Consider the following 25636-nt stretch of genomic DNA (forward strand, 5'->3'; position numbering starts at 1 on the left):
GGTACCGCCACTCAGGTGAACGGCGGCGGGCCGCCCCAAGTCACGCACCCGTCTCAGGAAGCCGCCCGGACGGCGGTGCGCTGCCTCCAGGACCGCAGCAACCACCGCGATCACTCCGGCTGCCCAGGTCGCCCCGGCCGCTGTGGTCGCCCCAGCCATCACAGTCACTCCGGCCACTGCAGCAACTGCAGCCACCACAGCCACCACAGCCACCACAGCCACCACAGCCACCACAGCCACCACAGCCACCACGAGGATCGGCCCTGGTGGGTGGCGCCGGGACCCCCTGCTCACCGGCCGTTCCTCGTGCCTCGCCTGACGGCGGGCCGTCGGTTCCGCGGTGCCGTGCCCGCTGCCCCGCTCGGGCGCGTCGCACGGGCGGTGGAGCGGACGCGACGGCGGTGGCTGGGGGACGTCGAGCCGACGCCCGCGTCGGTCCTGGCTTCGGCACCTGCGCGGGCCCCGGCACCCGCACCGACGTCGACGCCGGAACCGGTGGAGGCAGGGGCAGGGGTGGGGCTGGGCGTCGTGGAGCTCAAGTGGTCGACACCTCCCAGGAGTTCGGAGACTTCTTCCCCGTCACGGTTCTCGGCTGGGGAGACATGCGGCTCGCGTCGGGTCCGTTCGCCGCGCAGGATGCGGCGAATCGGTTCCGGGTCGTCGTCCGCGCTGCACACGGGGTGCAGCAGCAGGGCGAAGGTGTAGTGCGGGTCGGCGATCAGTGCCATGGTGAGCGCCTCTTGGCCCTCGATGAGGTCGCCGAGTGACCAGGCGACCCAGCCGGCCAGCGTCAGCGGCGCCGCCGCGTGCTCGTGGAAGGGGCCGACGCAACGCCGGGCGAGTGCTCGCCAGAGCCGCAGCGCCGACTTCGCCTCCGTCCCTTCCATCCACTCCGCCGCCCGGTCCCGCGTCGTGCGGTCCTGGAGACCGAGGATCACGGCGGCGGCCTCGTCGTGAGCCAGCAGTTCGTCGTCCTGGAGATCCGCTTCCAGCGGGTCGGGCCTCGGGGGTGCCGCCGCGAGGCGGGCCATGAGGCGGCGGGCGAGGTCGAGCGTGTCCTCTGCGACTTGGTCGTGGCCGCCCTCGTCCAGAATCCTGGGCACGAGCGCGACCGCGGCAGCGTGCAGTGCGCGCTCCTGGGCCGCCACGGCCGCGGTCCGCCACGGCGCGAGGCGCGCCCGCAACTTCCCCTGATCCGGACCCACTTGACGGCCTGCATACGCGGTGGCCGCCGCCATGACCGACGTGCCCGCGGGAGGCAGCGGCGTGCCGTCCGCCGGGCAGCACCGCTGATCAGGGCAGCAGTACGTCCAGAAGCGGCCCTCCGAGATGCACACGGCTTCCAGGACCGGGACGTCGAGGCTGCCGCAGGCGGTGCGGAGCGTCTGGGCCAGTGGCCTGAGGCGCTCCATGACCTGCCTGCCGGAGAGCCCGGAGGCGTCCCCCGCGGACCCTCCCGGCTCCTGGCAGAGGTAGGCCACGACGCCGTCCGGCCGGGCTTCGCGCCGCTCGCAGCCGCTCACCAGGCACTGGGCCAGCTGCTCCGCGACAGCCGGCCAGTCCTCCTGGCGCTCCGGGATACCGAGGCGCACCCGCCCGCCGAACCGGCCGTGCGGGCCGTGCAGCGCGATGAGGACGATGCTGTTCTCGGGCCTGAACCCGAGCAAGTACGGCAAGGCGTCCGCCAGTTCGGCGGGCATGCGCAGGGTGACCGGGGGCTCGTCGATCGGGTCCGCTGGTTCGCTGTGATTCGTCATGCGCCGACTCTGCACCGGAATCCCTCGCTCCGGTTGAGCCTGTGGATAACCATGATCAGGGGCACGCCAAGGGTTATCCACAGCCCCCGCCGGGTGTTCGGACTCATCGGGTTGCATGGAGCCATGAGCAACCACGACTCGCAGCACGCGGCGGCATCGCATGGACACACCCGAATTAGTAAGGTTAGCCTTACCTCACTTAGGCGGATGGTGATCCGAAGAGGCCGCCGTCCGGAAGGTTTTCCGCATTGTGGACGAAAGGCCGTCCACCACCCTGACCGCCCTGCGCCGGCGCCGGATGGAGGGTTACCGATTCAACCTCTACCGCATGGAGGCCCGTTGAGCACCGCAGCCGAGACATCACCCGCCGAGCCGAGCGAACCGACGGAGCCGACCGCGGCGGAGCGGGTCCGCTCCGTCATCGCCGGCGCGGAGTCCTTGTCGCTCACCACGGATGGTCAGGCGTACGACCTGATCGGCATGCACTCCGTGAGCCGGAGAGGGCGGATCACCCTCCACCCGCAGGCCGACAGCCCTCTCACCGCCCAAGTGGCGCGAGCCCCGCGCGGTGGTCTCGCCGCCCTCCTGGAGTTCACGGACATAGCGCCGACCGCCGTCCGCGCCCGCGTCAGGGCCTCTGTCACGGTCTCGGGATGGCTGTCGCCGGACCGGCTCGGGGACGCCACTGGCACTGCCGACACCGCTCCCACCGCCCTGGCCCTCGACACCGCACGCGTCACCCTTCGCACTCCGGCCGAGACGGTGGAGGTGGGGCTCGACGAGATGACTCTGGCGGCTCCCGATCCGCTCGCGGCCGAGGAGGCGGCGATGCTGACTCATCTCGCCGACGCGCACGAGGACATGGTGGCCGGGCTGGTGACCCTCTCCGCACCTCGAGTGCCGCACGGTTTCATACGAGCCGTGCCCCTGGCCCTGGATCGGCACGGCATAACGCTGCGCCACGAATACCCCAGCGGCCATTGCGACCTGCGCCTGCTGTTCCCGACACCGGCCGGGAACGCCGCGGAAGCCGGCGACCGGATCTGCCGCCTCCTCGTGGCGCCCGCCGCGACGGCTCACCTCCACCACCCGTCGCCGTCGCCGCGGTCGTGAGCCGTGACCGGTGGCGGGCGCGTCCACCCGGCCCGGTGACGGTTCGCCGGTGAGTAGCTGTGCTCAATCCCTGGACCTGTGACGTTCGGTGACGGTCGGCAGAGTCATTCGGGGGTGCCGGGATGGACGGGTGTTCGGATCACGGGATATGGCACAGCTACTGACGGACGACGCGGGCTGGCCCAGGCGCTGACGGGCCCCCTCGTAGCCGCAGTGGCGCGCCTGGCCGCCGGGTCAGGCCCGGGCAGCGGGCATGGACGGATGACGGGGAGGAGCGCACGACGACGACCGGGGCCGGGCTCGTGGTGAGGTCGCCGTCGGCACGCGACGTGGCGGTGACGCGAGTTCGCTGAAGAGCGGTTTTTGAACACTGTAATCGCAGGTCACGGAAACGACAGAAGCTTCACTTTGATGTCATTGTCATAGGAAGGAATGGGGAGGTCGGCGCCACCGCAGTGGTTCAAGGGGTCGGTGACTGGGACCTGTGCCAAGAGTCCTTGCGCAGGGCCACTTCCTTCTGAAGTGGTGCCGCGAGGTTGGGTGTGTGTCTGGTGGTTGGCGCAGCCGTTGTTGAACGACGGGCTTCCGATGACGATGATCCCGCCTGCTGCTGCCGGGGACGCGGCCATGAGACCGGTTCCGATGCCTGCTGCGGTGATCGCCAACGACATGGTTGTCCTACGAGCGGTCATAGCCGGAGAACGATGACCAACCTAGATGGTCACCGGCAACCGAACCATCCCGGTACCCCCGAACACGCACCCAATCCCGGCACATCTTTGAACGACTCTGCCAACGGTCACAGAACGTCACAGATCCGAGGATTGAGCACAGCTACTGACAAGTTGCCGGGGACGGCGGGTTGCCGGTGACGGTTGCCGGTCCCGTGCCTCGCCGTCGGTGATCCGGCGTCCCGGCCAGCCATCGATTCGCTGCTCGGCGCCATGCCGCTGACGCCTGCCGCGATCTGGTGCGAGACGTCTCACCCACGCGACGGTGACCGCACGCCAGGTGGCGGTGTCGCAAGCCGGGCGTGCGACACCGCAGCCACCCGCGCCCTCGCTGCCTTCGCACGTAAGCAACTCGGCGTGCGCGCCGCCACGGGCCCCACCGCCGATGTGTGTTCGGGCCGGATGCCGACCCGGGCGCCCTGACCGCCCGGGTCGGGGCTGGCTCATCCGCCGAGGCGGCTCCGGCGGCGGGAGGCCAGGGCGAGGGTGTCGAGCAGCGGGGCCGTGCGGGACCAGCTGAGGCAGGCGTCGGTGACGCTGAGGTCGGGGCGGGGATGCGCCGTTTCGGGGTCCTGTCTGCCGTCAGAGAGGTAGGACTCGATCATGACGCCGGCGAGGGAGGAGTCGCCCTGGGAGATCTGCTCGGCGAGGTCGGCGACTACGGTCGGCTGGCGGTTGTGGTCCTTGCCGCTGTTGCCGTGGGAGGCGTCGACGACGATGCGCTGGGGCAGGCCGGCCGCTGTGAGGGCCGAGCGGGCCTGCGCGACGCTCGCCTTGTCGTAGTTGGGGGTCGGGCCGCCCCGGAGGACCAGGTGGGCGTCGGGGTTTCCGGTGCTCTGGAGGGTGGTGAGGCGGCCGTCGGAGGAGACGGCGGGCAGGGTGTGCGCGTGGGCGGCGGCCTGGATGGCGGCGACCGCGGTGTCGAGACGGCCGGAGACGCAGTTCTTCATGCCGACCGGCATGGGGAGCCAGGAGGCCAGGTGGCGGTGGGGCTGGCTGGCGACGGTACGCGCGCCGATGGCTGCCCACGACACCGTGTCGGCCACGTACGGGGCGAGGGCGGGGTCCACGAACTCGTAGGCCAGGGGCAGGCCCGTGGCGGCCGCCTCGGTCAGGAAGGACCGGCCGAGTCTCAGGCCGGTGGCCAGGTCGCCCTTGCCGTCGAGGGTGGGGGCGGCGAGCAGGCCGGTCCAGCCGGTGATGGTGCGGGGCTTCTCCAGATAGGCACGCAGAACGATGACCAGGTCGTCGCCGAGGCGCCGGGCGGCGGTGGCGAGCAGGTCCGCGTACTCCAGGGCGGCGGAGGTGTCGTGGACCGAGCAGGGACCGACGACCACGAGCAGGCGGGGGTCCCGGCGGGCGAGGACGGCGGCGACGGTGTCGCGGTGCTGGGCGATGGCTTCGGCGGTCGCCCCGGACAGGGGGTGGGCCGCGGCGAGTTCGGCCGGGGAAGGGAGGGGGTGGGCTTCGGCGAGGGGCGCCGGGGAGGACAGAGGGCGAGCTGCGGCGAGGCGCCTCGGCACGACCAGGGGCTGAATCGTGGCGAGGTCGGCCGGTGTCGGCGTGGGCTTGGGGCGGGCACGGCCTGGGCCCCGGCGAAGTCGGCGGGTGCCGGCGCGGGCTTGGATGCGGCCAACCCGGGCGGGGTGGACACGGCCTGGGCCCCAGCGAGGTCGGCCGGTGCCGGCTCGGGCTTGGTTGCGGCCAACCCGGGCGGGGCGGGCACGCGGGGCGGGCACGGCCTGGGCCCCGGCGAAGTCGGCCGGTGCCGGCGCGGGCTCGGCCGTTGCCGACTGGGCCGTTGACGACTGGGCCGTTGCTGGTCGGCCCGTTGCGTGCGCGGGCTGGTCCGCGGCCAGGTCCGTCAGTTGGGTGGGGATGGGATCGGATGTGGTGGGGGTGGGCAGGGGGTGCATCATGGGTTCCTGACGTGAGTGCGGGGCAGCCTCGTGGCCCCGGCGGCGGCGAGCAGGCAGAGGCCGAGCACCCACCAGAAGGTGTCGGCGAACGCCCACGAGATGTCCGGGCCGCGGGCGGTCAGCCGGTCCTGCAGGACCACGGCGAGCGCCGCGGTGCCGACCGAGCCGCCGACGGTGTTGAGCAGGTTCAGCGCGCCCGAGGCGCGCGGGAGGTGTTCGGGCTCGATGCGGCTGTAGACGATGTTCATGACGGGCGCGCCGATCATGGCCATCCCGACGCCCCGGACGGCGAGCGCCGCGGCGATCACGGCGTCCGGGGGCTCGTGGCCGAGCTGGGTGAACGGGACCGTGCCCGCGACGATGAGCGCGATGCCGGTGACCACCAGGGTCCGGGGGGCGACCTTGTCGATGGTGCGGTTGACGAGGACCGACCCGGCCGCCGCGCCCAACCCCTGCGGGGCGAGCAGCAGTCCGGCCTCCCACGGCGAAAGGCCGCGGCCGGTCTGGAAGTACAGCGGCAGCAGGAACATCGTGCCGAACACCGACGCGCCCAGGACCAGCAGCGCGAGAGCGGCGGCGCCGAACGGCGGCCGGGCGAAGAGGCGGGGGTCGATCAGCGGTGCCCGGCTGGTCCGCAGCCCGTGCGCGGTGAAGGCGGCCAGCATCGCCAGGCCCGCCGAGACGCCGATCGCGGCCGGGAGGGTGCGGTGGTGCGAGACCTCGGTCAGGCCGAACACCAGCACGGCGAGGCCGGGCGAGAGCAGCGCGGCCCCCCGCAGGTCGAACGGCGTGCGCCGGGTCGACGGCGGTACGTCGGGCACGTACCGACGGGCCAGCAGCACCGCGACCACGCCGATCGGCAGGTTGACCAGGAACAGCCACGGCCACGACGCCACAGCGAGGAGGGAGCCGCCGACCAGCGGGCCGAGTACGGGAGACAGCAGCGGGACGACCGCCACGACGCTGATCACCCGCCCGGTGCGGCCCGGTCCCGCGACGCGGGCGAGGAGTGCCTGCCCGGTCGCGGGAAGGAGACCGCCGCCGAGGCCCTGGATCACCCGGAACACGATCAGGCTGGTCGCCGACCAGGCCAGCGCACACAGCAGCGAGCCGAGCAGGAACACCCCCACCGCGGCGAGCCAGGTCCGGCGGCCGCCGAACCGGTCGGCCAGCCAGCCGGACGCGGGTACGGCGGCGACGACAGCCAGCAGGTACGCCGTGGAGACCCACTGGATCTCGGTGACGGAGGCGCCGAAGTCGCCGGCCAGGGTGTCCATTGCGACGCTGACGATCGTCGCGTCCACGGTGGCCATGAAGGTGCCTAGGACCAGGATGAACGCGATGCGCAGGAGTTGTCCGTCGATCCGTTCGGCCGGCGGCGCGGCTGCCTTCTTCGCCGCCGGAGCGTCCGGGACTTTCTCGGTCATCGGTGCTCCACGAGATCGAGTACGTCCTTGTCGAGGTGGCCGCCCAAGTTGGTGAGCAGGTCCCGCAGTTCCTCGGCGAGACCGGCGACGTCCACCCCGGCGCGGTGGGCGAGCACGCCCGTCCAGCCGTCGCCGTCCGGCATGACCGTCAGGGTCACGGGGTGGTGCGTGGCCTCGCGGAAGCGAGTGCCGACGACCGTGAGGCCGGGGGCGGGTTCGCGGAGGCGGTCCGGGTCGACCGGGTAGTTCTCGAACACCACGAGGCTGTCGAACAGCCTCCGGCGTCCGGTGAGTTGTTCCAGGTCGGGCAGGGCGACGTGCTGGTGCTCGACCAGCGCCCGCTGGCGGGCCTGCAGGCCGGCGAGCGTCTCGGCGAGGGTGCCGCCGAGTCGTGCGCGTACGGGAACGGTGTTGGCCAGGAGCCCGATGATCTCCTCGACGCCCTCCAGTTCCGGAGGACGGCAGGCGACCATGGCGCCGAAGCAGACGTCCGCGCGGCCGGAGCGGCGTGCGAGCAGCACCGACCAGGCGCCCTGCACCAGCGTGTTGAGCGTCAGGCCGCGGCGCCGGGCGAGGTCGGTGAGGTCGGACACGAGGGCCGTGTCGAACTCGATGAGCTCGGGCTCCTGCCAGGCCGCGCCGGGCTCGGCGGCGCCGTCCACCAGGTGGTTGCCCTCGGGCAGGCCGTCCAACTCGGCGGCCCACACCCCGAGTTCGGGTTCGTGCTCGGCGCGCCAGTTCAGGTAGTCGGCGAACGGCACCGGTGCGGGCAGGTCCGGCTCCCGGCCCTGGACGCGTGCGGTGTAGAGGGCGAACAGTTCGGTGAGGATGCGCGGCGCCGACCAGCCGTCGGACAGCACGTGGTGCGTGGTCAGGACCAGGTCGGCGAGCTCGGGGCCGCGGCGGATCACGGTCAGGCGGACGAGCGGGCCCTCGGCGAGGTCGAACGGCTCGGCCAGGTCGGCCGCGAGGATCTCCTCGGCGGAGAGGACCTCCTCGGCGGGCCCGGGCCCATCGGACCCCGCCGCCCCGTCGACCACCCGGAACTCCGGCCGGGCCGACTCGGGGATCACCGCCAAGCCGGCCGCGGGGAACACCGCGCGCAGGTTCGGGTGCCGGGCCAGCAGGTCGGCGCCGGCCGCGCGCAGCGCGTCGACGTCGAGCGCGCCGGCGAGGGAGAACGCCGACTGCACGGTGTACGGGTCGGGGCGCTCGGCGCGCGAGTGCCGCAGCATCACCTCCTGCAGCGGAGTGAGCGGCTGCACCTCGGCGACCGCGCGGTCGCGGTCGAGGGCGTCGAGCGCCCGGATCTCCGGCGCGGCGGCGGTCCGCAGCAACGCGGCCCGCAGCCGCTCCCCCAGCTCCTCGATCTCGGCGGCGGTGAACAGCGCGGACGGCCAGGTGATCCGGACCCCGAGTGTGTCGTCGCGTACCAGCGCGTTGACCATCAGGCTGTGCGGCAGGGGCAGTTCGCCGGTGCCGCCGGAGCCGAGCGGGTCGGCGTCCGGGGGCGCCTGCCAGGGCGTCTCCTCGGCGGGGGCGCCGGGGAACTGTCCGAGGTAGTTCCAGGCGACCTCGGGCACCACGGGGTCCAGCAGCCCCGCCGCGGTGAGGATGCCGTGGCCGAGGCCGTCGCCCTGGGCGCGCAGCCGCTCCGCGACCGCCTTCACGTCGTCGTCGGCGTCGAGGCGTACGGGGTGCACGGCGGTGAACCAGCCGACGGTCTGGGACAGGTCGACCCGCGTCGGGCGGCCGTGGCTCTCCAGTGCCACCAACAGCTGCGATGTCCCGCGCCAGTCCCGTACCGCGCGGGCGAGCGCCGTGAGCAGCACGGCGTCCGGCGTGGTGCGGTGGGCGGCGGGCAGGGTCGCGATCAGGGCGCGGGTCGGGTCGGCGTCGAGCCGGATCTCGTGGTGTGCCGCGGTGGCCACGGTGTCCCGGGCGGGGTCGAGCGGCCGGGTGAGCGCCGGGGTGGCGGTCATCCGCTGCCAGTGCGGCAGTTCGGCCCGCCGGTCGGCGTCGCGCAGCGAGCGCGCCCAGCCGAGGAACGACTGGCCGTGCCGGGCCGGGGTCCCGCCGCCGTAGGCGTGCTCCACGTCGTCGAGCAGGACGCGCCAGGACACTCCGTCGACGACCAGGTGGTGGGCGATCAGGACGAGCCTGCCCGGCCGTTCGGGCCCGGCGTCCACCCACACCGCGCGCAGCAGCGGGCCGGTGCGGGGGTCCATCGACGCGCGGGCGGCGGCGATGTGGGAATCGACCTGGGTACGCGGATCTCCTTCCGTCCGTACGCAGGTCAGCACGTCGGCCCCGGTCACGGCGCCGACCGGCGGTACGCGCAGCACGCCGCCGGCAAGGCCGTCCCGCGGCAGACCACCGGCAAGGCCGTCCCGCGACACATCACCGGCAAGGCGGGCCCGCAGCACGTCGTGCCGCGCCAGCACCGCGTCCAGCACCCCCCGCCAGCGCGCCTCGTCCCCGCCCGCCGGCACGCAGATCTCCACCCACTGGCAGAAACCGTCCGCGGCGGTCCCCGCACGCCGCAGCAGATCCCGCATGATCGGTGTCAGCGGCGCGTCACCGACCGCCGGGGCGTCGCCGTCGCCGTCGCCGAGGGCGCGGGCGCGCGCCGCGATCCCGGCGACCGTCTCGCCCTCGAACACGTCGCGCGCGGTGAGACCGAGCCCCCGGCGCCGGGCCCGGGACACGACCTGCAGCGACACGATGCTGTCGCCGCCGATGGCGAAGAAGTCGTCGTCGGGGCCGATGTCGTCGCGGCCGAGGACGTCCTGGAACACGCCGAGCAGCACCGCTTCGGCCTCGGTGGCCGGCTCGCGCCGCGCGGCGGCGGCGGTCTCGGGGGCGGGCAGCGCGGCCGCGTCGAGTTTGCCGCTGGGGCTCAGCGGCAGCCGGTCGAGCGGTACGAGCGCCGTGGGCACCATGTGGTCGGGCAGTTCCCCGGCGACGTACGCGCGTACGCTCGCGGTGTCCAGGTCGGCGCCGTCGGTCGGGATGACGTAGCCGACGAGCCTGCCCTCGCGCACGATCACCGCGCAGGCGCGCACGTCGGGGTGGCGGGTGAGGGTGGACTCGATCTCGCCCAGCTCCACGCGGAAGCCGCGGACCTTGACCTGGTGGTCGACGCGGCCCAGGAACACCAGTTGCCCGTCCGCCCGCCATCGCACCAGGTCGCCCGTGCGGTACATCCGCGTTCCCGGCGCGCTGTACGGGTCGGCGACGAACGCCGACGCGGTCAGGGCGGGGCGGCCGAGGTAGCCGCGGGCCCGGGGCGGCCGAGGTAGCCGCGGGCCAGGCTGGGCCCGCCGAGGTACAGCTCGCCCGTCACGCCGACGCCGACGGGCTGGAGTCCGCCGTCGAGGACGTAGGCGCGGACGTTGGGGTCGGGGCGGCCGATCGGCAGCGGCCCGGGGTCGTCCGGGTCGTAGTGCCAGGTCACGGAGTTGATGGTGACCTCGGTGGGGCCGTAGGCGTTGAAGAGCGCCTTGCGGCCGGCGCCCCAGCGCCGCGCGAGGGCGGGGTCGAGTCGCTCCGCGCCGACGACGAAGAACACGTCGGGGTCGACGGTGCGGTCGTCGGGCATCGCGGCGAGGAACGACGGCAGCAGGTTCACCCCGGTCACCCGGTGCTCGACGATGTAGTCGAGGAGTTCGTCGCCGGGTACGCGCACCTCCTCGGGCGCGATGACGGACGTGCCGCCGGACAGCAGCGGCACCATGGTCTGCCAGAACGCGACGTCGAAGCTGGTCGAGGCGAAGTGCAGATACCGGTCGTGCTCGGTGATCCCGACGACCTCCTCCTGCAGCGCGATGAGGTCGGGCACGCCGCGGTGGGTGACGCCGACTCCCTTGGGGCGCCCGGTGGTTCCGGAGGTGTAGATGACGTACGCGAGGGCGTCGTCGGTGAGCTTGGCGCGCGCGTCGGCCGGGTCGGTGTCGGGGGCGGACGCGAGCGTCGCCGGGTCGTCGAGGCGCAGCACCGGGAGCTCGCGGTCGGCGAGCACTTCCGCGCCGGTCGTCACCCCAGCCCCCGCCACCGCGCCAGTCGTCACCGCGGCCGCCGGGGCGATGTCGTCGAGCATGTACGCGAGGCGCTCGCGCGGATAGCTCGGGTCCAACGGGACGTACACCGCACCCGCCTTGGCCACGCCGAACAGCGCCACTGTCATCTCGACGTCCCGTCCGAGCAGGACCGCGACCGGGTCCTGGGGCCGTACGCCGCGCGCGATCAGGGCGTGGGCGAGCCGGTTGGCCCGCCCGTCCAGCTCGGCGTAGGACAGGCTGCGGTCGCGGCAGACCAGGGCCTCGGCGTCCGGCTTGCGGCGCACCCAGGCGGCGAACTCCTCCAGCCAGTGGCCGCGTTCCTTGGCCGAGACGATCTCGGTGCCGGTGCGCAGCATCCGCTGCCGCTCGTCGGGGTCGAGGGCGGGCAGCCGGATCGCGGGGCGCGCCGGGTCGTCGACGATCTCCCGCAGCAGGTTGAGCAGCCAGCGGCCGTAGTCGCGCACGGTCGCCTCGGCGAAGGCGCCCGGCTGGTAGCCGAGGCCGATGGTGATCTCGTCGTCGGGGATGACGATGACGGTGAGCGCGTAGTGGGTGGCGTCGGTGATGTCCACGCCGGCCAGGTCGAGGCCGGGGGCGAGGGGAGTGCGCTTCCGGCTGGACAGCGGGAAGTTCTCCATCACCAGCATCGTGTCGAACAGTTCACCGATGCCCACGGCCCGCTGGATCTCGGGCAGGCCGACGTGGTGGTGCTCGGCGAGGGCCACGCTCTCGGCGTGTACGTCCGCCATCAGGTCCCGCGCGGTCCGGTCCTGGGTGTGCCGGACGCGTACGGGGATGGTGGTGCCGAGCTGGCCGATCATCGACTCGACGCCGTCGACCTCGGCGGGGCGCCCCGACACCGGGCAGCCGAACACGACGTCGCGGCGCCCGGTGAGCCTGCCGAGGAGCAGGCCCCAGGCCGTCTGGAGCACCGTGGTCAGGGTGACGCCCTGTTCGCGGGCGAACGCGCGCAGCCGGTCGCTGAACTCCTGGCCGAGTCCCACGCCGACGCGGCCGGGCCGCTCGACGCCGGTCCCGGTGGCCGCGGGTGCGAGGCGGGTCGCTTCGTCGACGCCGGCCAGGGCGTGCTGCCACGCGGCGAGGGACGCCTTGTGGTCCCGGCCCGCCAGCCAGCGGAAGTACTCCGGCAGGTGCGGGGCGACGGGCGCGGCCGGGCCGCCGCCCAGCTCGGCGTAGATCGCGAGCAGGGTGCGGCCGACCAGCGGCATGGACCAGCCGTCGAGCAGGGCGTGGTGATTGGTGATCACCAGCTTGTGCTCGGCCGGGCCGACGCGGGACAGCAGGAAGCGGATCAACGGCGGCCGCTCTGGATAGAACGCTCGTTCCAACTCGGTACGGACAGCCTCGTCGAACCGGTCGTCCTGCCGCCACTCCAGGGTCACGTCGGCGGGGATCACCTGCACCACGTCGTCCCCGGCCGTGCCCAGGTACACACGCAACGCCGGGTTGCGGCGCAGGAGTTCGTGGGCTGCCTCGGCCATCCGGTCCGGGTCGAGGTCGCCGACGAGGGTGGTCACGGCCTGGACGACGTAGACATCGGTGGCGTCCTCGTCGCGGACCAGGGTGTGGAAGGAGAGGCCGACCTGGAGGGGTGTGGCGGGCAGTACGTCGGCGATGCGGCCGGTGCGTTCGAGGGCGTCGATGGCGGCCTGGTCGAGGTCGACGAGCGGCAGGTCGGAGGGGGTGAGGCCGCCGGGGGTGTGGAGGGCGTGCGCGGCCAGCGCGTCCAGCGACGCGGCCCAGGCCGACTGGAGGGCCGCCACCGCGTCGGTGCCGAGCACCTCGGTCGCGGCCGTCCACTCGACGGCGAGGCGGGGCGCGCCCTCCTCGTGGACGAAGCAGTTGAGGGCGAGGACCTGTTCCAGGGCCTTGGCGTCGGGCTCGGTCACCGCGAAGGCGTCCCGCTCCGGCAGCCGCCATCCGGTTCCGGTCAGTGGGGCGAACCGGCCCAGGTAGTTGAGGAGCACGTCCGGCGGCGGGGTGGCCGACAGCTCGGCGCCTGCCACCGGGTCGAGGGAGCGCAGGACGCCGTAGCCGACGCCGCCGTCGGGGACGCCGCGCCTGGCCTCCTTGGCCGCGCGGAGGACCCGTCCCACGTCGCCGGGCGTCGGCACGCGCACCGGGTACTCGCTGGTGAACCAGCCGACCGTACGGGCCAGATCGAGGTGTTCGCGGCCGTGGCCCTCCATCGTGACGGTCACCGCGTCGCCGCTCACGCCCCACTCGCGCAGAGTGAGCACGAGCGCGGCGAGCAGCACCTCGTCGACACCGGCGCGGTAGGCGGCGGGCAGGGTGGTCAGGAGCGCCTCGGTGACCTCGGGCGAGGCGACGGTGACGGAGCGGTGGGCGGTGGACACCGTGTCCCGCGTCTGGTCCAGCGGACGGGCGCCCAGACGGGACGCGGAGCCCAACGCGGTGCGCCAGTGGTCGAGTTCGCCGCGTCGCGCGCCGGACGCGCCCTGCTCGGCGAGGAGCAGCGCGTGCCGCCGCCAGGACGCGCCGGCCGGGGCGAGCGAGCCGCCCGCGCAGGCCGTGTGCAGGTCGGGCAGCAGGACGCGCCAGGAGACTCCGTCCATGGCGAGGTGGTGTACGACGACGACAAGCCGGTCCGGCGTGCCGTCGCCGGTACGGAGCAGCGCGACGCGCACCAAGTCGCCCGAGCGCGGGTCGAGTTGCCCGGCGAGGCGCTGGGCGACGGCGGTCGCGTCCTCGCCGTGGAACTCGTTGACGACGGCCCGTACGTCCCCGGCCGGAAGGACCTCCAGCGCGCCGTCGTCCGCCCGCAACCGCAGCGCGTCATGGTGGTCGAGGACCGTCTGTACGCCCATGACCAGGTCGTCGTACGCGAGTTCGGCGACACGCAGGGCGGTCCACTGGGCGTAGCCGGCGACGGTGTCGACGTCCGGGTGCGGGTCGAGCAGTCCGCGCACGATCGGTGGCGCGGGCACCGGCCCGGTCGGGTCGTCCGACTCCTGCGGGGCGTCGGCCACCACGTCGGCGGAGGCGGCCAGAGCGGCGAAGCTGCGGCGGGCGAGGAGGTCCCGCGGCCGCAGTTCGACGCCCTGGGCGCGCAGTCTGCTGCTGACGGTGATCGCGGTGATGCTGTCTCCGCCGAGCGCGAAGAAGTCGTCGTCGACGCCGACCCGTTCGACCTCGAACACGTCGGCGAGGACGGCGCACAGCAGCCGTTCCCGCTCGGTGCGCGGCTCCCGGCCGTTGCCTCCGCCGGAGGACGCGGGCGCGGGCAGGGCGGCGCGGTCGAGCTTGCCGTTGGGTGTGACGGGCAGTGCGTCGAGGACCACCACGGCGGCGGGCACCATGTGCTCGGGCAGACGCTCGGCGAGGTGGGCGCGCACCGCGTCACCGGTGACGGGGGCGGAGGCAGAGGCGGGGGCGGAATCAGAAGCGGGTGCGGATGCGGATGCGGATGCGGCCACGACGTATCCGACCAAGCGGGACGAGCGCACCGCGGCGGCCGCCGCGGTCACGCCCGGCACCGCCCCGAGCGCGGCCTCGACCTCGCCCGTCTCCACCCGATGGCCACGGATCTTGACCTGTCCGTCGCCGCGGCCCAGGTACTCCAGGCCGCGTCCGGGCACCCATCGGGCGAGGTCGCCGGTGCGGTACATCCGCTCACCCGGCGCGCCGAACGGGTCGGCGACGAAGCGCTCGGCGCTCGCTCCGGGTCTGCCGAGGTAGCCGCGGGCCAGGTGCGGCCCGGCCAGGTACAGCTCGCCCGGCGTGCCGTGCGGTACGGGCTGGAGCGCGCTGTCCAGGAGGCGGACACGGGTCCCCGCGAGGGGGTGGCCGATCGTCGGCTCACCTGCGGCGATCCGCGCGGTGGTGCTGGTGACGGTCGCCTCGGTCGGCCCGTACATGTTGCGCGCGGCCACGCCCGACTCGACGACCCGTCGCCACAGCGCGGGCGGGGTGGCCTCGCCGCCGAGTACGAGGAGCGCGGGCGCGGGCCGCCGGAGGAGGCCGCCGTCGATCAGCGGCGCGGCCATCGACGGCGTGGTGTCGATGATGTCGATGCCGTCGCGGGCGTACGCGGCGAGCAGGGCGTCGGCGTCGCGGCTGGTCTCGGCGTCGTACACGTGGAGTTCGTGCCCGCACAGCAGCCACACCAGGTGCTCGAACGCGGAGTCGAAGGCGAACGAGTAGGTGTGGGCGGCGCGCAGCCGCCTGCCCGTGGCCCTCGTGGCCCCCTCGGTCTCCGCGACGACCGTGGAGCGCTGGTGGTGCAGGAGCGCGGCGAGACCGCCGACGCGGCCGAGCACGCCCTTGGGGCGGCCGGTCGAGCCGGAGGTGTGGATGACGTACGCGAGGTGCTCGGGGTGGCGGGGCGCGGCCAGTTCGTCGGCCCGAAGGGGGGCGTCGGAGAGGCCGGCGGCCTCGTCGACGAGGGTGGCCCAGGGCAGCGTGGTGATCGCACCGTCGGTCGGCACCAGCGCCGAAAGACCACCGTCGGCAAGGACCAGCGCCGGGCGGGTGTCGGCGATCAACTCGCGCAGCCGCTCCGCCGGGTGCGCCGCGTCCAGGGGCAGGAACGCGGCGCCCGCGTCCATGACCGCGAGGAGGGCGACGACCGAGTCCGCCGAGCGCGGCAGCGCGAGCGCCACGACGTCGTCGGGCCCGATCCCGCGGGCCCGCAGCGCACGGGCGAGTCGGTGCACCCGTCCCGCCAGCTCCGCGGCGGACAGCCGGTCGGGACCGCACACGAGGGCGGTGTGCCCGGGATCGGCGGCCGCCATCGCGTCGAGGGCGGTCGGTACGTCCACCGGCGTGCCGGGCACGGCCGGCGGCGACCACTCCGCGAGGAGCCGTTCCACGTCGTCGGCCAGGGCGACCCGTCCGACGGACAGGCCCTCGGTGAGCCCGGACAGCAGGGACCGCAGGCCGGACAACTTGGCGTCGACCATGGCCTGGTCGCTGGTGCGGGCGTCGACCTCGAAGCCGAGGAGGAGCCCGCCGTCACGGGTCGGCAGGACGCTCAGGCCCATGTCCTCCGGCGGGCCGCCCGCGACGTTGCGCATCACGCCGGTGGCCCCGGCGAAGTCGATCGCCAGGTCGAACGCCTTGAGGTTGATCCCGCGTCCGTGCAGCAGCGCGCCCGCGCCGGGCACGCCGAGGTCGCGCGGCAGATCCTCGCCACGGTAGCGCTGGTGGTCGCGCATCTCCTTCATGGCGGCGGCGACCCGTCGGCTCAGCTCCCCGAGTCCGTCGCCGCCGCGCACGGTCACCCGCATGGGCAGCACGTTGACGGCCATGGCGGGGGTGCGCAGTTCGGTCGAGCCCGTGCGGCACATCAGCGGCAGCGCGAACACCACGTCGGTGCGGCCGAGGACGCGGTGCAGGAACGCGGCGTACCCGGCGATGAGGGCCTCGCCCCAGGTGACGCCCTCCCGGTCGGCGAACTCGCGGAGCCGGGCCAGCTCTTCGGGCGGCAGAACGGTGCGGGCGGTGAGGGTGCGGTCGGGCGGCCCCGCGGCGGTGTCGGCGTCGCCCAGGTCGGGGAGCGGGGTGAACCGCTCGACCCAGTACGCGCGGTCCTCGGCGCACCGGTCGCTGTCCCGGTAGGCCCGGTCGGCGGCGACGAGGTCGGCGAAGGAGCCGAAGGCCGAGGGCCGCGGCTCGGTCCCGCGCACCAGGGCGGTGTAGCGGGCGGCGGTGCGGCGGGCGAGCATCGCCGCCGTGTAGCCGTCGAAGATCAGGTGGTGGCCGAGCTGCGTGTACCAGACCTCGTGCTCGGAGAGCCGGATGACGGTACGGGCGTACAACGGCCGGTCGACCATCCCCCGGCACGCCTCCCCCACCCGCGCCCGCTCGGCCTCGACGAGCGCGTTCGCCGCGGCCACGGGGTCGGCCTCGCCGCTGACGTCGACCACCCGGGGCGGCTCGACCGGTTCGTCGCTGACCGCCTGGCGCGGCCCGTCCGGGGTGTCGTACACCCGAAGCCGCAGCGTCTCGGCCTCCTCGGTGGTGGCCCGGACCGCCTCGACCAAGGCGTCGACGTCCACAGGCGCGGCACCGGATATCTCCACCACGTCGCCGACCACGTAGTACGGCGAGTCCGGTTCGAGGCGCTGCGCGTTCCAGATGCCCACCTGGGCGCCGGTCAGGGCGAGCGGTGCGGTGCTCAACTCATTCTCCTTGCAGGGTGGGGACGACCATCGGCGTGTCCGTCACCGGGTCGGGGACGATGACGCTCGGCAGGTCGAACACGTCCTTGATCAGCGCGGCGTCCACGATGTCCGTGGGGTCGCCCTCGGCGGCCACGCGGCCGTCCTTCATGGCGACCAGGTGGTCGGCGAACCGGCACGCCTGGTTGATGTCGTGCAGGACGGCGATGACCGTGCGGCCCTGGTCGCGCAACTTGGCGAGCAGGCCGAGCAGTTGGTACTGGTGGGTGATGTCCAGGAAGGACGTCGGTTCGTCGAGGAGCAGGTAGGGCGTCTCCTGGGCGAGCACCATGGCCATCCAGACCCGCTGCCGCTGTCCGCCGGACAGTTCCTGCACCGGCCGGTCGGCCAGGTCGGTGACACCGGCGGCGGCCATCGCCCCGGTCACGGCCTCCTCGTCCTGCTTCGACCACAGGGCGAGGAGCGACTGGTACGGGAACCGTCCCCGGCCGACCAGTTGGCGGACCTTGATGTCGTCGGGGGCCTGCGGGTCCTGCGGCAGGAAGCCGAGCTGCTTGGCCAGGGCCTTGGCGGGGTAGCCGCCGACCTCTCGGCCGTCGAGCTCCACCTGCCCGTCGGCGGGGCGCAGCAGCCGTACGAAAGCGCGCAACAGGGTCGACTTCCCACAGCCGTTGGGCCCCACGATGGCGGTGAACGCGCCGTCGGGGACGTCGAGGCTCAGCCGTGTGGACACCACCCGGTCTCCGTAGCGCAGGGTGATCTCCCGCGCGGTCAGGCGTGCGGTCACGCGCGCCCCACCTCCTTGGTCAACAGCCAGATCAGGTAGCAGCCGCCGATGGCGGTGCTCACGACGCCGACGGGCAGCGCGACGGGTGCGAGCAGCATCTGGGCGATGAGGTCGGCGCCCTGGAGCAGCACCGCCCCGGTCAGCGCGGCCGGGAGCAGCGGCACCCCGGCCGCGCCCGCGAGCCGGCGGCCGATCTGCGGTGCGGCGAGCGCGATGAACGCGATCGGCCCGGCCACCGCGGTCACCGTGGCCGTACAGCCCACGCCGACGAGGACCATGAGGAGCCGCAGCCGGTCGAGCCCGACGCCGGTGGTCACCGCGATCGCGTCGCCGAGGGACGCCTGGTGCATGGCGTGCGCCCGCGTCGCCATCAGGGCGAGCAGCACGCCGATCACCGTGAACGGGATCCCCAGGTCGTCCCAGCCGACGCCGTTGAGCGAGCCCGCGCTCCAGCCGACCGCGGCGATCGCCACCTCCAGGTCGGCGCGGAGCACGATCCACGAATTGAGCGCCGTCACCATCGCGTTGACCGCGATGCCGATCACCACGAGGCGCAGGCCGGAGAAGCCCCGGTCGTACGAGAGGACGTAGATCACGGCCGCGACGACCAGGCCGCCGAGCACCGAGCCGACGGCGAGCTGCGCGGACGCGCCCGAGAGCACGGTGATCGCGACCAGGGCGCCGGTGTACGCGCCCGCGTCGAGGCCGATGACGTCCGGGCTGCCCATCGGGTTGCGGGTGAGGTTCTGGAAGAGCGCCCCGGCCACGCCGAGCGCGGCGCCGAAGACGAGGGCGGCGAGCACCCGCGGCATCCGCCAGTCCCAGATCACCACGGAGGGCTCCGCCCCGCTGAGCACGGCGAACACCTCGCGGGGTGTGGACCAGGACGTGCCGTAGCAGAGGCCGGTCAGGCCCAGGGCGAGCATCAGGACGACGAGGACCGCCACGAGCGTCACCGTGCGGCGTTCGACCCGCCATCCGAGCGTGCCGGCCATTTTGAGTGTGCTCACAGCGACCCCGCCCCATAGCGGCGCACGGCCCAGATCAGCATGGGTCCACCGAGGAACGCGGTCACGACGGCCACCGGCACCTCACCGGTGGGCAGCAGCACCCGCGATCCCATGTCGGCGATCAGCAGCAGGATCGGGCCGAGCACCATCGCGTACAGAATCAGCCACGGCACCGAACCCGCCGCGGGCTTGCGGACCAGGTGCGGCACCATCAGACCGACGAACAGGATCGGCCCGGCCACCGCCGTCGCCGCCCCGCTGAGCACGGTGATCAGGACAAGGGCCATGGCCCGCACCCGGCCCACGCCCGCGCCCAGGGTGTGCGCCACGGTCTCGCCGAGGGCGAGGGCGTTGAGCGCGCGGCTCAGCAGCAGCGCGCCGAGCAGGCACACCCCGATCGCCGTCAACGGCCAGGCCAGCGGCGCCTGTTCGCGGGCCGCGAGGGACCCGACCGACCAGAAGCGGTACGCGTCGAACGTGTCCGGCAGCATCAGCCGCATGCCGAGGGCGACGCCGCTGAGCACCGCCGTCAGGGCCACGCCGGTGAGCACAAGGCGCAGCGGGGAGCGGCGCCCGACCGCGGTGACGAGGAGCGCCGCGAGCACCGAGCCGACGACCGCGGAGCCGAGCTGGCCCGCCTGCCCGGCGGCGAAGCCGAGCCCCGACCCGAGGGTGATGGCGAACCCGGCGCCCGCGGTGACCCCGAGGATGCCGGGCTCGGCCAGCGGGTTGCGGGCCAGCGTCTGGATCAGCGCGCCCGAGACCGCGAGGGCGGCGCCCACCGCGATGGCGAGCAGCGCGCGGGGCGCCCGGACGTCGCGCACGACCACGTGGTCGTCGGTGCCCCGGTAGTCGAGCAGGGCGCGCACGACCTCGGCCGGCGAGATCGAGCGCGCGCCGACGCCGATGCTGACCACGGCGACCGCCGCGAGCAGCACGAGCCCGCCGACGAGCAGGCCGATCTGTGGCGCGGCCCGCCTCTCTCCCGCCGCCTCGGACGTGCGGCCTGCGACGGTCACCGGTTCAGGAGCGGCGCGAACGACTTGTCGATCGCGTCCAGGGTCTGCGTGCCCTGCCCGTAGGTGGCGGCCTCGGTGTAGCGGATCGGGAAGGTCTTCTTCGCCTTGACGGCGGGCAGGTTCTTCCACAGCTTCGAGTCCATGACGTACTTCACCGGCTCGGGGACGCTGCCGTCGGGGTTGACCGAGTACGTGATGGCGTCGGCCTTGCCGAGCGACTCCGGGAGTTCCTCGAGCGAGGGGTACTCGCTGACCGCGCGCGAACCGGGGCCCTTCTTCTTGACCTTGCCGTAGTACTTCGCGCCCGCGTCCTCGGCGATGTTCGTGCCCCAGGACTTGCCGAACTCGCGCTGGAAGGTGCCCTTGGCGGTCTCGCCGTACGCGCCGACGTGGCCCATCTTGAGCTGGGGCAGCACGTCCTTGTACTTCTTGGCCAGCTTGGCGGCCTTGGCGTCGTACGTCGCCTTGACGGAGTCGAACTGCTCGAGCGCGCCCGCGGCGTCGGCCTGCCGGCGGGACTGATCGCGCCACATGGACGGCACGGTCGGGCCGATCGCGACGACCGGGGCGATGCCTTCCAGACGCTTGACGTCGATGTCGCCCAGCACCGGGGCGGGCACGCCGATGACGATCAGGTCGGGCTCGGCCTCGGCGATGGCCTCGTAGTTGGTCTCGGTCGCCAGCTCGCCCGCCACCTTGGGGGTCTTCTTGTAGGTGGCGAGGTCCTTCTTGTTCATCATCGGCTCGCCGCGCTTCCACGACGAGATCCCGACCAGCGGCGCCTTCGCCTCGATCATGACGGGCACGGCATAGCCGGTGGCCACCACGCGCTTCGGGTCGGCCGGGATCTTGATCTTGCCGTTGTCCGCGGCGAACACCCGGGTCTTGCCCTTCCCGGAGGAGTCCGACTTGCTGTCGGACGATCCGCATCCGGTCAGGGCGAGGGCCAGCGCCACGGCGCCGACCAGGCCCGAGGATCTGCGTAGGGACATGTGATGCTCCTTGTTTTTCAGGGGTGTTCGGGTACGACGCTGTTTGCGTACGGCGCCGTCAGGCAGGGCTCGCGCCGCTGCGCGGCCTTGTCGGCGGGAAATCCGGTCAGTGGTCGTCGTCGAAGTCGGCGACGCCGCGCTTCCAGTAGCCCGTGATGTCGTGGTCGGCCTTCTCCAGGCGCAGTTCGTCGCGGACCCAGCGGCGCAGCGGCTTGATCTGCCCGGCCTCGCCCGCGGCCCACACGTACGCCCGCTCGTTCTCGGGCACGGTCACCGCCATCACGGCGCGTGCCAGCACGTCGCCGGTGCCGGCCGGGCGGTCGCCGCGGTGCAGCCAGCGCACCTCGACGCCCTCGGGCGCGGACAGTTCGATCTCCTCCGCCGCGTCGGCGACCTCGACGAAGGCCCAGCCGCGCGCGCTCCGGGGAAGCTCCTCCAGCCACCGGGCGATCGCGGGCAGCGCCGTGATGTCGCCCGCGAGCACATAGCGGTCGTAGGCGTGCGGGACGATCAGCCCGCCGGGCGGCCCCGCGACGTGCACGACGGCGCCCGGCTCGACCGCGCGCGCCCAGTCGGAGGCGAGGCCGCCGTCGTGCAGGGCGAAGTCGATGTCGATCTCGGCGGCGACGGGGTCGTAGCGGCGCACGGTGTACTCCCGCGAGGTGCCCGCGGGGCGCGGCCAGCGCAGCATCGTCCCGTTCGGCTCGGGCAGCCGCAGCGATCCGTCCGGCTCGGGGAAGATCAGCTTCACGTGCTCGTCCGGCGCGTGCGCCTCGAAGCCCTCGGCACCGGGCCCGCCGAGGGTCACCCGCAGCAGTCCGGCCCCCACCATGGCGGTGCGTACGACCTCGGTCTGCCGGATGCGGATCGGGTAGCCCACCTTCTCTGGCTCGCGGCCCGCGCGGACCTCCGCGATCCGTTCCAGGTGCCGGTGCCGGTGGTCGACGAGACTCATGCGGTGCCCCCGGTCAACAACGCTGTCCAGTGCGCGAGTTCGGGCTGCTCGGCCAGGTCGGGGAACTCCAGCGCGGCCGCGCCCTCGGTACGCCAGCGCTCGACAAGGGTCATGATCCGTACGGAGTCCAGGCCGAGGTCGAAGAGGTTGTCATCGGGCCCGATGTCGGCGGGGTCGCAGCCGAGCAGCTCGGCGACGTCGGCGCGGACGCGCTCGGGCGACAGGGTCTGGTTCATCGGGCGGCTCCTGCGGGGGTGGGGGCTTTCGCGGCGGGGCGGGCCTTCTCGGAAGTGAGGGCTTCCGCGGAGGTGAGCGCGGTGAGCGCCTCGGCGGTGGTGGTCACGACGCCGCAGCGCTCGGCGACGTACGCGCACGCCTGGTCGTGGCGTTCGCGGGAGAAGTCGGCGGCCGCGTCGGCCACCAGGAACGGCTGGACGTCGCGCATGAACGCCTCGACGGCCGTGGCCTGCAGGCCGATGTGCGCGTACACACCGGTGATCAGGAGCTGGTCGCGGCCGAGCGCGGCCAACTGCTCGGCGAACGTGCTGCGTTGGAACGCGCTGTAGCGCCATTTGACGAGCACGGTGTCGGCCTCGGCCGGGGCGAGCGCGTCCACGATGTCCGCGGCCCGCGGGTCGGCGTCGATCACCGCGCCGATGCCGTCGCCCCAGAACTCGGTGAGGAGTCCGCGGTCCGCGGGGTCCTGCCTGCCGGGCTGCGCGGTGTAGAACACGGGGACACCCCGCTCGCGGGCGGTCGCGACGAGGCGCGCGATGTTCGCGGTCGCCTCGGGCACCGGCGCCCCGGCGTACGGGGCCAGGAAGTACCGCTGCATGTCGTGGACGAGGAGGGCCGCGCGGGCCGGATCGGGCCGCCAGTCCACCCGCCCCGCGGGCAGCTCGGCGGCCGCGGGCAGCGGATAGGGCCGGATCTCGGGCAGGGACACGCTCATCACTCCTTCATCACTGCTTCATCACTGCTTCATCACTGCTTCCGAGCGAGCGCAGCCAGGGCCGCCCTCAGCTCGCGCTTGCTGGTCTTGCCGACGCCGGTCACCGGGAACTCCTCGACGACCTCGACGAGGTCCGGCACCTTGAACGCGGCGACCCCGCGCTCGCGCACGAACTTGCGCAGTTCGGGGCCGGTGGGCGACGCGCCCGCGGCGGGCACGACGTACGCGCAGGTCCGCTCCCCCAAGTAGGGGTCCGGGACCGCGACGACGGCGGCGTCGAGCACGCCTTGATGGGCCATCAGGTGGTTCTCGACCTCCTCGGCCGCGACCTTCTCGCCGCCCCGGTTGATCTGTTCCTTGGCCCGGCCGACGACTTCGAGCTGTCCGCCGGGCGCCCGGCGCACCAGGTCGCCGGTGCGGTAGAAGCCGTCCGGGGTGAACGCGGTGGCGTTGTGCTCGTCGGCCCGGTAGTAGCCGCGGATCGTGTAGGGGCCGCGGGTCAGCAGGGCGCCCGTCTCCCCCGGCGCCACGTCGGCTCCGGTCTCGGGGTCGACGACGCGGATCTCGTCGTCGGGCGAGATGGGGCGGCCCTGCGTACCGAGCACGATCTCCTCGGGATCGTCCAGGCGGGTGTAGCAGACCAGGCCCTCGGCCATCCCGAACACCTGCTGGAGCTTGCAGCCGAGGGCGGGGCCGATGCGTTCGGCCAGCTCGCGCCCGCATTTGGCCCCGCCGACCAGCAGGACCTCAAGGGAGGAGAGATCACGGTCGGTACGGGCCGCGGCCTGCGTCCACGCGGCGGCCAGCGGCGGCACCACCCCGGTGATCGTGACGCGTTCGGCCTCGATCAGCCGGAACGCGGTGTCGGCGTCCGGCCGCGGCGCCATGACGGTGGCCGCGCCCGCGTGCAGCGCGCCGAGGACGCCCGGCGAGCTGAGCGGGTAGTTGTGCGACACGGGCAGCGTGGCCAGGTAGACGCTGTCCGGGCGGAGGCCGCAGATCCGGGCGCTCTCCCGGACGCTGTAGAGGTAGTCGTCGTGGGTGCGCGGGATCAGCTTGGGCAACCCGGTGCTGCCGCCGGAGAGTTGCAGGAACGCCACGCCCTCCGGGTCGGGGTCTGCCAGCTCGCGCGGCGCCGTCGCGGCCAGGGCGTCGAACTCGTCCGACCCGACCACGAGCACCTGCCGTACGGAGTCCACCTCGGCCGCGACGGCGCGGGCGGTCGCGGCGTGGTCGTGCCGCTCGTGCTCGCCGACGGTGATGATGGCGGCGGCCTCGCTGTGCGCGGCGAAGTGCCGCAGCTCGCTGTGCCGGTGCGCGGGCAGCGCGAACACCGGCAGCACGCCCGCGCGCCACATCCCGAACACCACCGGCAGGAACTCCGGGATGTTGGGCAGTTGCAGCACGACGCGGTCGCCGGGCGCGAGCCCGGAATCGACCAGGCCCGCCGCGATCCGGTGGGCGCGCTCGTCGAGTTCGGCGAAGGTCCAGCGGGTGTCGGTGGTCCGGGTGTCGGTGGTCCGGGTGTCGGCGTAGCCCGGGTGTCCGTGGCCCGGGTGTCCGTGGCCCGGATGCCCCTGCCGACGACCGCGGTCCGCTCGGCGTACGCGGCGGCCAGCGAGGTGAGCAGCGCCCCGAAGGTCTGCCCGCGCCAGTGGCCGGCGGCGCGGTAGCGCGCGGCGACCTCCGGCGGCCAGGGCGTGTGGACGCCGTGGTTCGCGCTCACGCCACGTCCTCCGCGCCGAGCGCACGCAGCAGCGTGCGGAACTTCGCGCCGGTCTCGGCCACTTCGGCGTCGGGCTCCGAGCCCTCGACGATCCCGGCCCCGGCGAACAGCCGCACCGTCCGGTCGCACACCTCGGCGCTGCGGATCGTCACCGCCCACTCGCCGTCGCCGTCGAGACCGGTCCAGCCGACCATGCCCGCGAAGTAGCCGCGGTCCTCCGGTTCCAGCTCCGCGATGGCCTCGCGCGCGCCGGTGCCGGGCACGCCGCAGACCGCGGGGGTCGGGTGCAGCGCCTCGGCGAGTCCGAGGGCCGAGCAGGCGGGGTCGGCCGGGTCCGCGAGGCGTCCGGTGATCCGCGTGGACAGGTGCCACATCGTCGGCGTGCCGATCACCTCGGGCCGCGCGGGCACCTCCAGGTCGACGCAGAACTTCCCGAGCACCTCGGCCACTTGGGCGGCGGTGTGGGCGTGTTCGCCGAGGTCCTTGGCCGAGTCGCGCAGCCGCGCGATCCGCTCGCGGTCGACGGCCTCGTCGCCCGACCGGGGCGTCGAGCCCGCCAGCGGGTTGGCTACGACGGTCGTGCCGCGCCGGGACACGAGGAGCTCGGGGCTGGCTCCGACCAGGGTGCGCGGGGCGGGGTCGCCCGGCGCCGTGACGTCGACGGCGAAGGCGTACGCCGCCGGGTCCGCCCGCACGAGACGCGCGAGCAGCGCGGGCACCCACACCGGGGTGTCGGCGGTCAGTTCCAGGGAGCGGGCCAGCACGACCTTGCTCAGGTCGCCGCGGCCGATCAACTCCAGTGCGCGGCGGACGCTTTCGGCGTAGTGCGCGGGCTCGGGGCGCGGGGTGACCGTCCATGCCGTCCCGGACTCCGCGTCGGGGGCCCGCACGCCCGCGGGGGCGGCGGCGCGCCGCACCACGGAGGGCACGACCAGGCCGCTCTCCGCCTCCGGACGGAACCCGACGGCCCCGGCGACGACGGGCTCGGGCATCCCCGCCGCGGCGGCCGCGTCGAGGACGCCC

The 25636-nt window shown here is 73.8% G+C and carries 17 protein-coding genes; 2 read left to right on the forward strand and 15 right to left on the reverse strand.

The features are described 5' to 3' along the window. Positions 1 to 290: 290 nt before the first annotated feature. Positions 291 to 1757 carry a DUF4192 domain-containing protein gene (locus STRAU_RS18440; protein ID WP_016641867.1) on the reverse strand — a complete coding sequence of 489 codons (1467 nt, stop codon included), beginning with the start codon at positions 1755 to 1757 and terminating at the stop codon, positions 291 to 293. Between the two features lie 339 nt (positions 1758 to 2096). Here STRAU_RS18440 and STRAU_RS18445 point away from each other — a divergent pair, with 339 nt between their 5' ends. Further along, on the forward strand, positions 2097 to 2870 hold the full coding sequence (locus STRAU_RS18445) for a DUF2470 domain-containing protein (protein ID WP_016641869.1): 774 nt from the start codon (positions 2097 to 2099) through the stop codon (positions 2868 to 2870). Positions 2871 to 3253: 383 nt separating this feature from the next. Here STRAU_RS18445 and STRAU_RS42390 read toward each other — a convergent pair whose 3' ends face one another. From STRAU_RS42390 to STRAU_RS18500, 13 genes are all read right to left on the reverse strand, one after another. Further along, positions 3254 to 3541, reverse strand: coding sequence for a hypothetical protein (locus tag STRAU_RS42390; RefSeq protein ID WP_203227429.1), 288 nt, complete (start codon positions 3539 to 3541; stop codon positions 3254 to 3256). 503 nt (positions 3542 to 4044) lie between these two features. After that, complete coding sequence (locus STRAU_RS18450) at positions 4045 to 5124, reverse strand: 3-deoxy-7-phosphoheptulonate synthase (RefSeq protein WP_016641871.1); 1080 nt, start codon at positions 5122 to 5124, stop codon at positions 4045 to 4047. A gap of 392 nt (positions 5125 to 5516) precedes the next feature. Beyond that, positions 5517 to 6947, reverse strand: a complete 1431-nt coding sequence (locus STRAU_RS18455; RefSeq protein ID WP_016641872.1) for an MDR family MFS transporter — start codon at positions 6945 to 6947, stop codon at positions 5517 to 5519. After that, positions 6944 to 10153: a condensation domain-containing protein gene (locus tag STRAU_RS43670; protein WP_016641874.1), complete on the reverse strand. Its 3210-nt coding sequence runs from the start codon at positions 10151 to 10153 to the stop codon at positions 6944 to 6946. Before STRAU_RS43670 ends, STRAU_RS18455 begins: the two co-directional genes overlap by 4 nt. 47 nt (positions 10154 to 10200) lie before the next feature. Beyond that, a complete protein-coding gene (locus tag STRAU_RS18460) occupies positions 10201 to 17172 on the reverse strand; it encodes a non-ribosomal peptide synthetase (protein WP_016641875.1) in 6972 nt (2323 codons plus the stop codon). A 1-nt stretch (position 17173) separates the two neighbouring features. Then, positions 17174 to 17959 carry an ABC transporter ATP-binding protein gene (locus tag STRAU_RS18465; RefSeq protein WP_016641876.1) on the reverse strand — a complete coding sequence of 262 codons (786 nt, stop codon included), beginning with the start codon at positions 17957 to 17959 and terminating at the stop codon, positions 17174 to 17176. Then, on the reverse strand, positions 17956 to 18954 hold the full coding sequence (locus STRAU_RS18470) for a FecCD family ABC transporter permease (protein ID WP_016641877.1): 999 nt from the start codon (positions 18952 to 18954) through the stop codon (positions 17956 to 17958). Before STRAU_RS18470 ends, STRAU_RS18465 begins: the two co-directional genes overlap by 4 nt. An 11-nt stretch (positions 18955 to 18965) precedes the next feature. Continuing rightward, on the reverse strand, positions 18966 to 19988 hold the full coding sequence (locus tag STRAU_RS18475; RefSeq protein ID WP_016641878.1) for a FecCD family ABC transporter permease: 1023 nt from the start codon (positions 19986 to 19988) through the stop codon (positions 18966 to 18968). Then, on the reverse strand, positions 19985 to 20980 hold the full coding sequence (locus STRAU_RS18480; protein ID WP_016641879.1) for an ABC transporter substrate-binding protein: 996 nt from the start codon (positions 20978 to 20980) through the stop codon (positions 19985 to 19987). The genes STRAU_RS18475 and STRAU_RS18480 overlap by 4 nt, the downstream gene beginning before the upstream one ends. 106 nt (positions 20981 to 21086) lie before the next feature. After that, positions 21087 to 21935, reverse strand: coding sequence for a siderophore-interacting protein (locus tag STRAU_RS18485; protein ID WP_016641880.1), 849 nt, complete (start codon positions 21933 to 21935; stop codon positions 21087 to 21089). Next, the gene (locus STRAU_RS18490; protein ID WP_016641881.1) at positions 21932 to 22171 is read right to left on the reverse strand and encodes a phosphopantetheine-binding protein; all 240 of its coding nucleotides are present in this window, start codon (positions 22169 to 22171) and stop codon (positions 21932 to 21934) included. The genes STRAU_RS18485 and STRAU_RS18490 overlap by 4 nt, the downstream gene beginning before the upstream one ends. Then, a complete protein-coding gene (locus STRAU_RS18495) occupies positions 22168 to 22881 on the reverse strand; it encodes an isochorismatase family protein (protein WP_310592257.1) in 714 nt (237 codons plus the stop codon). The genes STRAU_RS18490 and STRAU_RS18495 overlap by 4 nt, the downstream gene beginning before the upstream one ends. Before the next feature lie 38 nt (positions 22882 to 22919). Continuing rightward, positions 22920 to 24341, reverse strand: a complete 1422-nt coding sequence (locus STRAU_RS18500; RefSeq protein WP_310592258.1) for a (2,3-dihydroxybenzoyl)adenylate synthase — start codon at positions 24339 to 24341, stop codon at positions 22920 to 22922. Here STRAU_RS18500 and STRAU_RS44450 point away from each other — a divergent pair. After that, entirely contained in the window at positions 24285 to 24560 is a 276-nt protein-coding gene (locus STRAU_RS44450) for a hypothetical protein (protein ID WP_016641883.1), read from the forward strand. The genes STRAU_RS18500 and STRAU_RS44450 overlap by 57 nt on opposite strands. 49 nt (positions 24561 to 24609) lie before the next feature. Here STRAU_RS44450 and STRAU_RS18505 read toward each other — a convergent pair. Then, the coding region (locus STRAU_RS18505) for an isochorismate synthase (protein WP_037660289.1) at positions 24610 to 25636 on the reverse strand (1027 nt) is incomplete at its 5' end.

It is taken from the genome of Streptomyces aurantiacus JA 4570, from assembly GCF_000414115.1.
In the GTDB taxonomy this organism is placed as follows: Bacteria; Actinomycetota; Actinomycetes; order Streptomycetales; family Streptomycetaceae; genus Streptomyces; species Streptomyces aurantiacus_A.

What these genes read in the sequence shown, in the direction of transcription:
- STRAU_RS18440 (WP_016641867.1), bottom strand. Translation starts at nt 1,757, where the DNA reads ATGACGAATCACAGCGAACCAGCGGACCCGATCGACGAGCCCCCGGTC.
- STRAU_RS42390 (WP_203227429.1), bottom strand. Translation starts at nt 3,541, where the DNA reads ATGTCGTTGGCGATCACCGCAGCAGGCATCGGAACCGGTCTCATGGCC.
- STRAU_RS18455 (WP_016641872.1), bottom strand. Translation starts at nt 6,947, where the DNA reads ATGACCGAGAAAGTCCCGGACGCTCCGGCGGCGAAGAAGGCAGCCGCG.
- STRAU_RS43670 (WP_016641874.1), bottom strand. Translation starts at nt 10,153, where the DNA reads ATGTACCGCACGGGCGACCTGGTGCGATGGCGGGCGGACGGGCAACTG.
- STRAU_RS18470 (WP_016641877.1), bottom strand. Translation starts at nt 18,954, where the DNA reads ATGGCCGGCACGCTCGGATGGCGGGTCGAACGCCGCACGGTGACGCTC.
- STRAU_RS18480 (WP_016641879.1), bottom strand. Translation starts at nt 20,980, where the DNA reads ATGTCCCTACGCAGATCCTCGGGCCTGGTCGGCGCCGTGGCGCTGGCC.
- STRAU_RS18485 (WP_016641880.1), bottom strand. Translation starts at nt 21,935, where the DNA reads ATGAGTCTCGTCGACCACCGGCACCGGCACCTGGAACGGATCGCGGAG.
- STRAU_RS18490 (WP_016641881.1), bottom strand. Translation starts at nt 22,171, where the DNA reads ATGAACCAGACCCTGTCGCCCGAGCGCGTCCGCGCCGACGTCGCCGAG.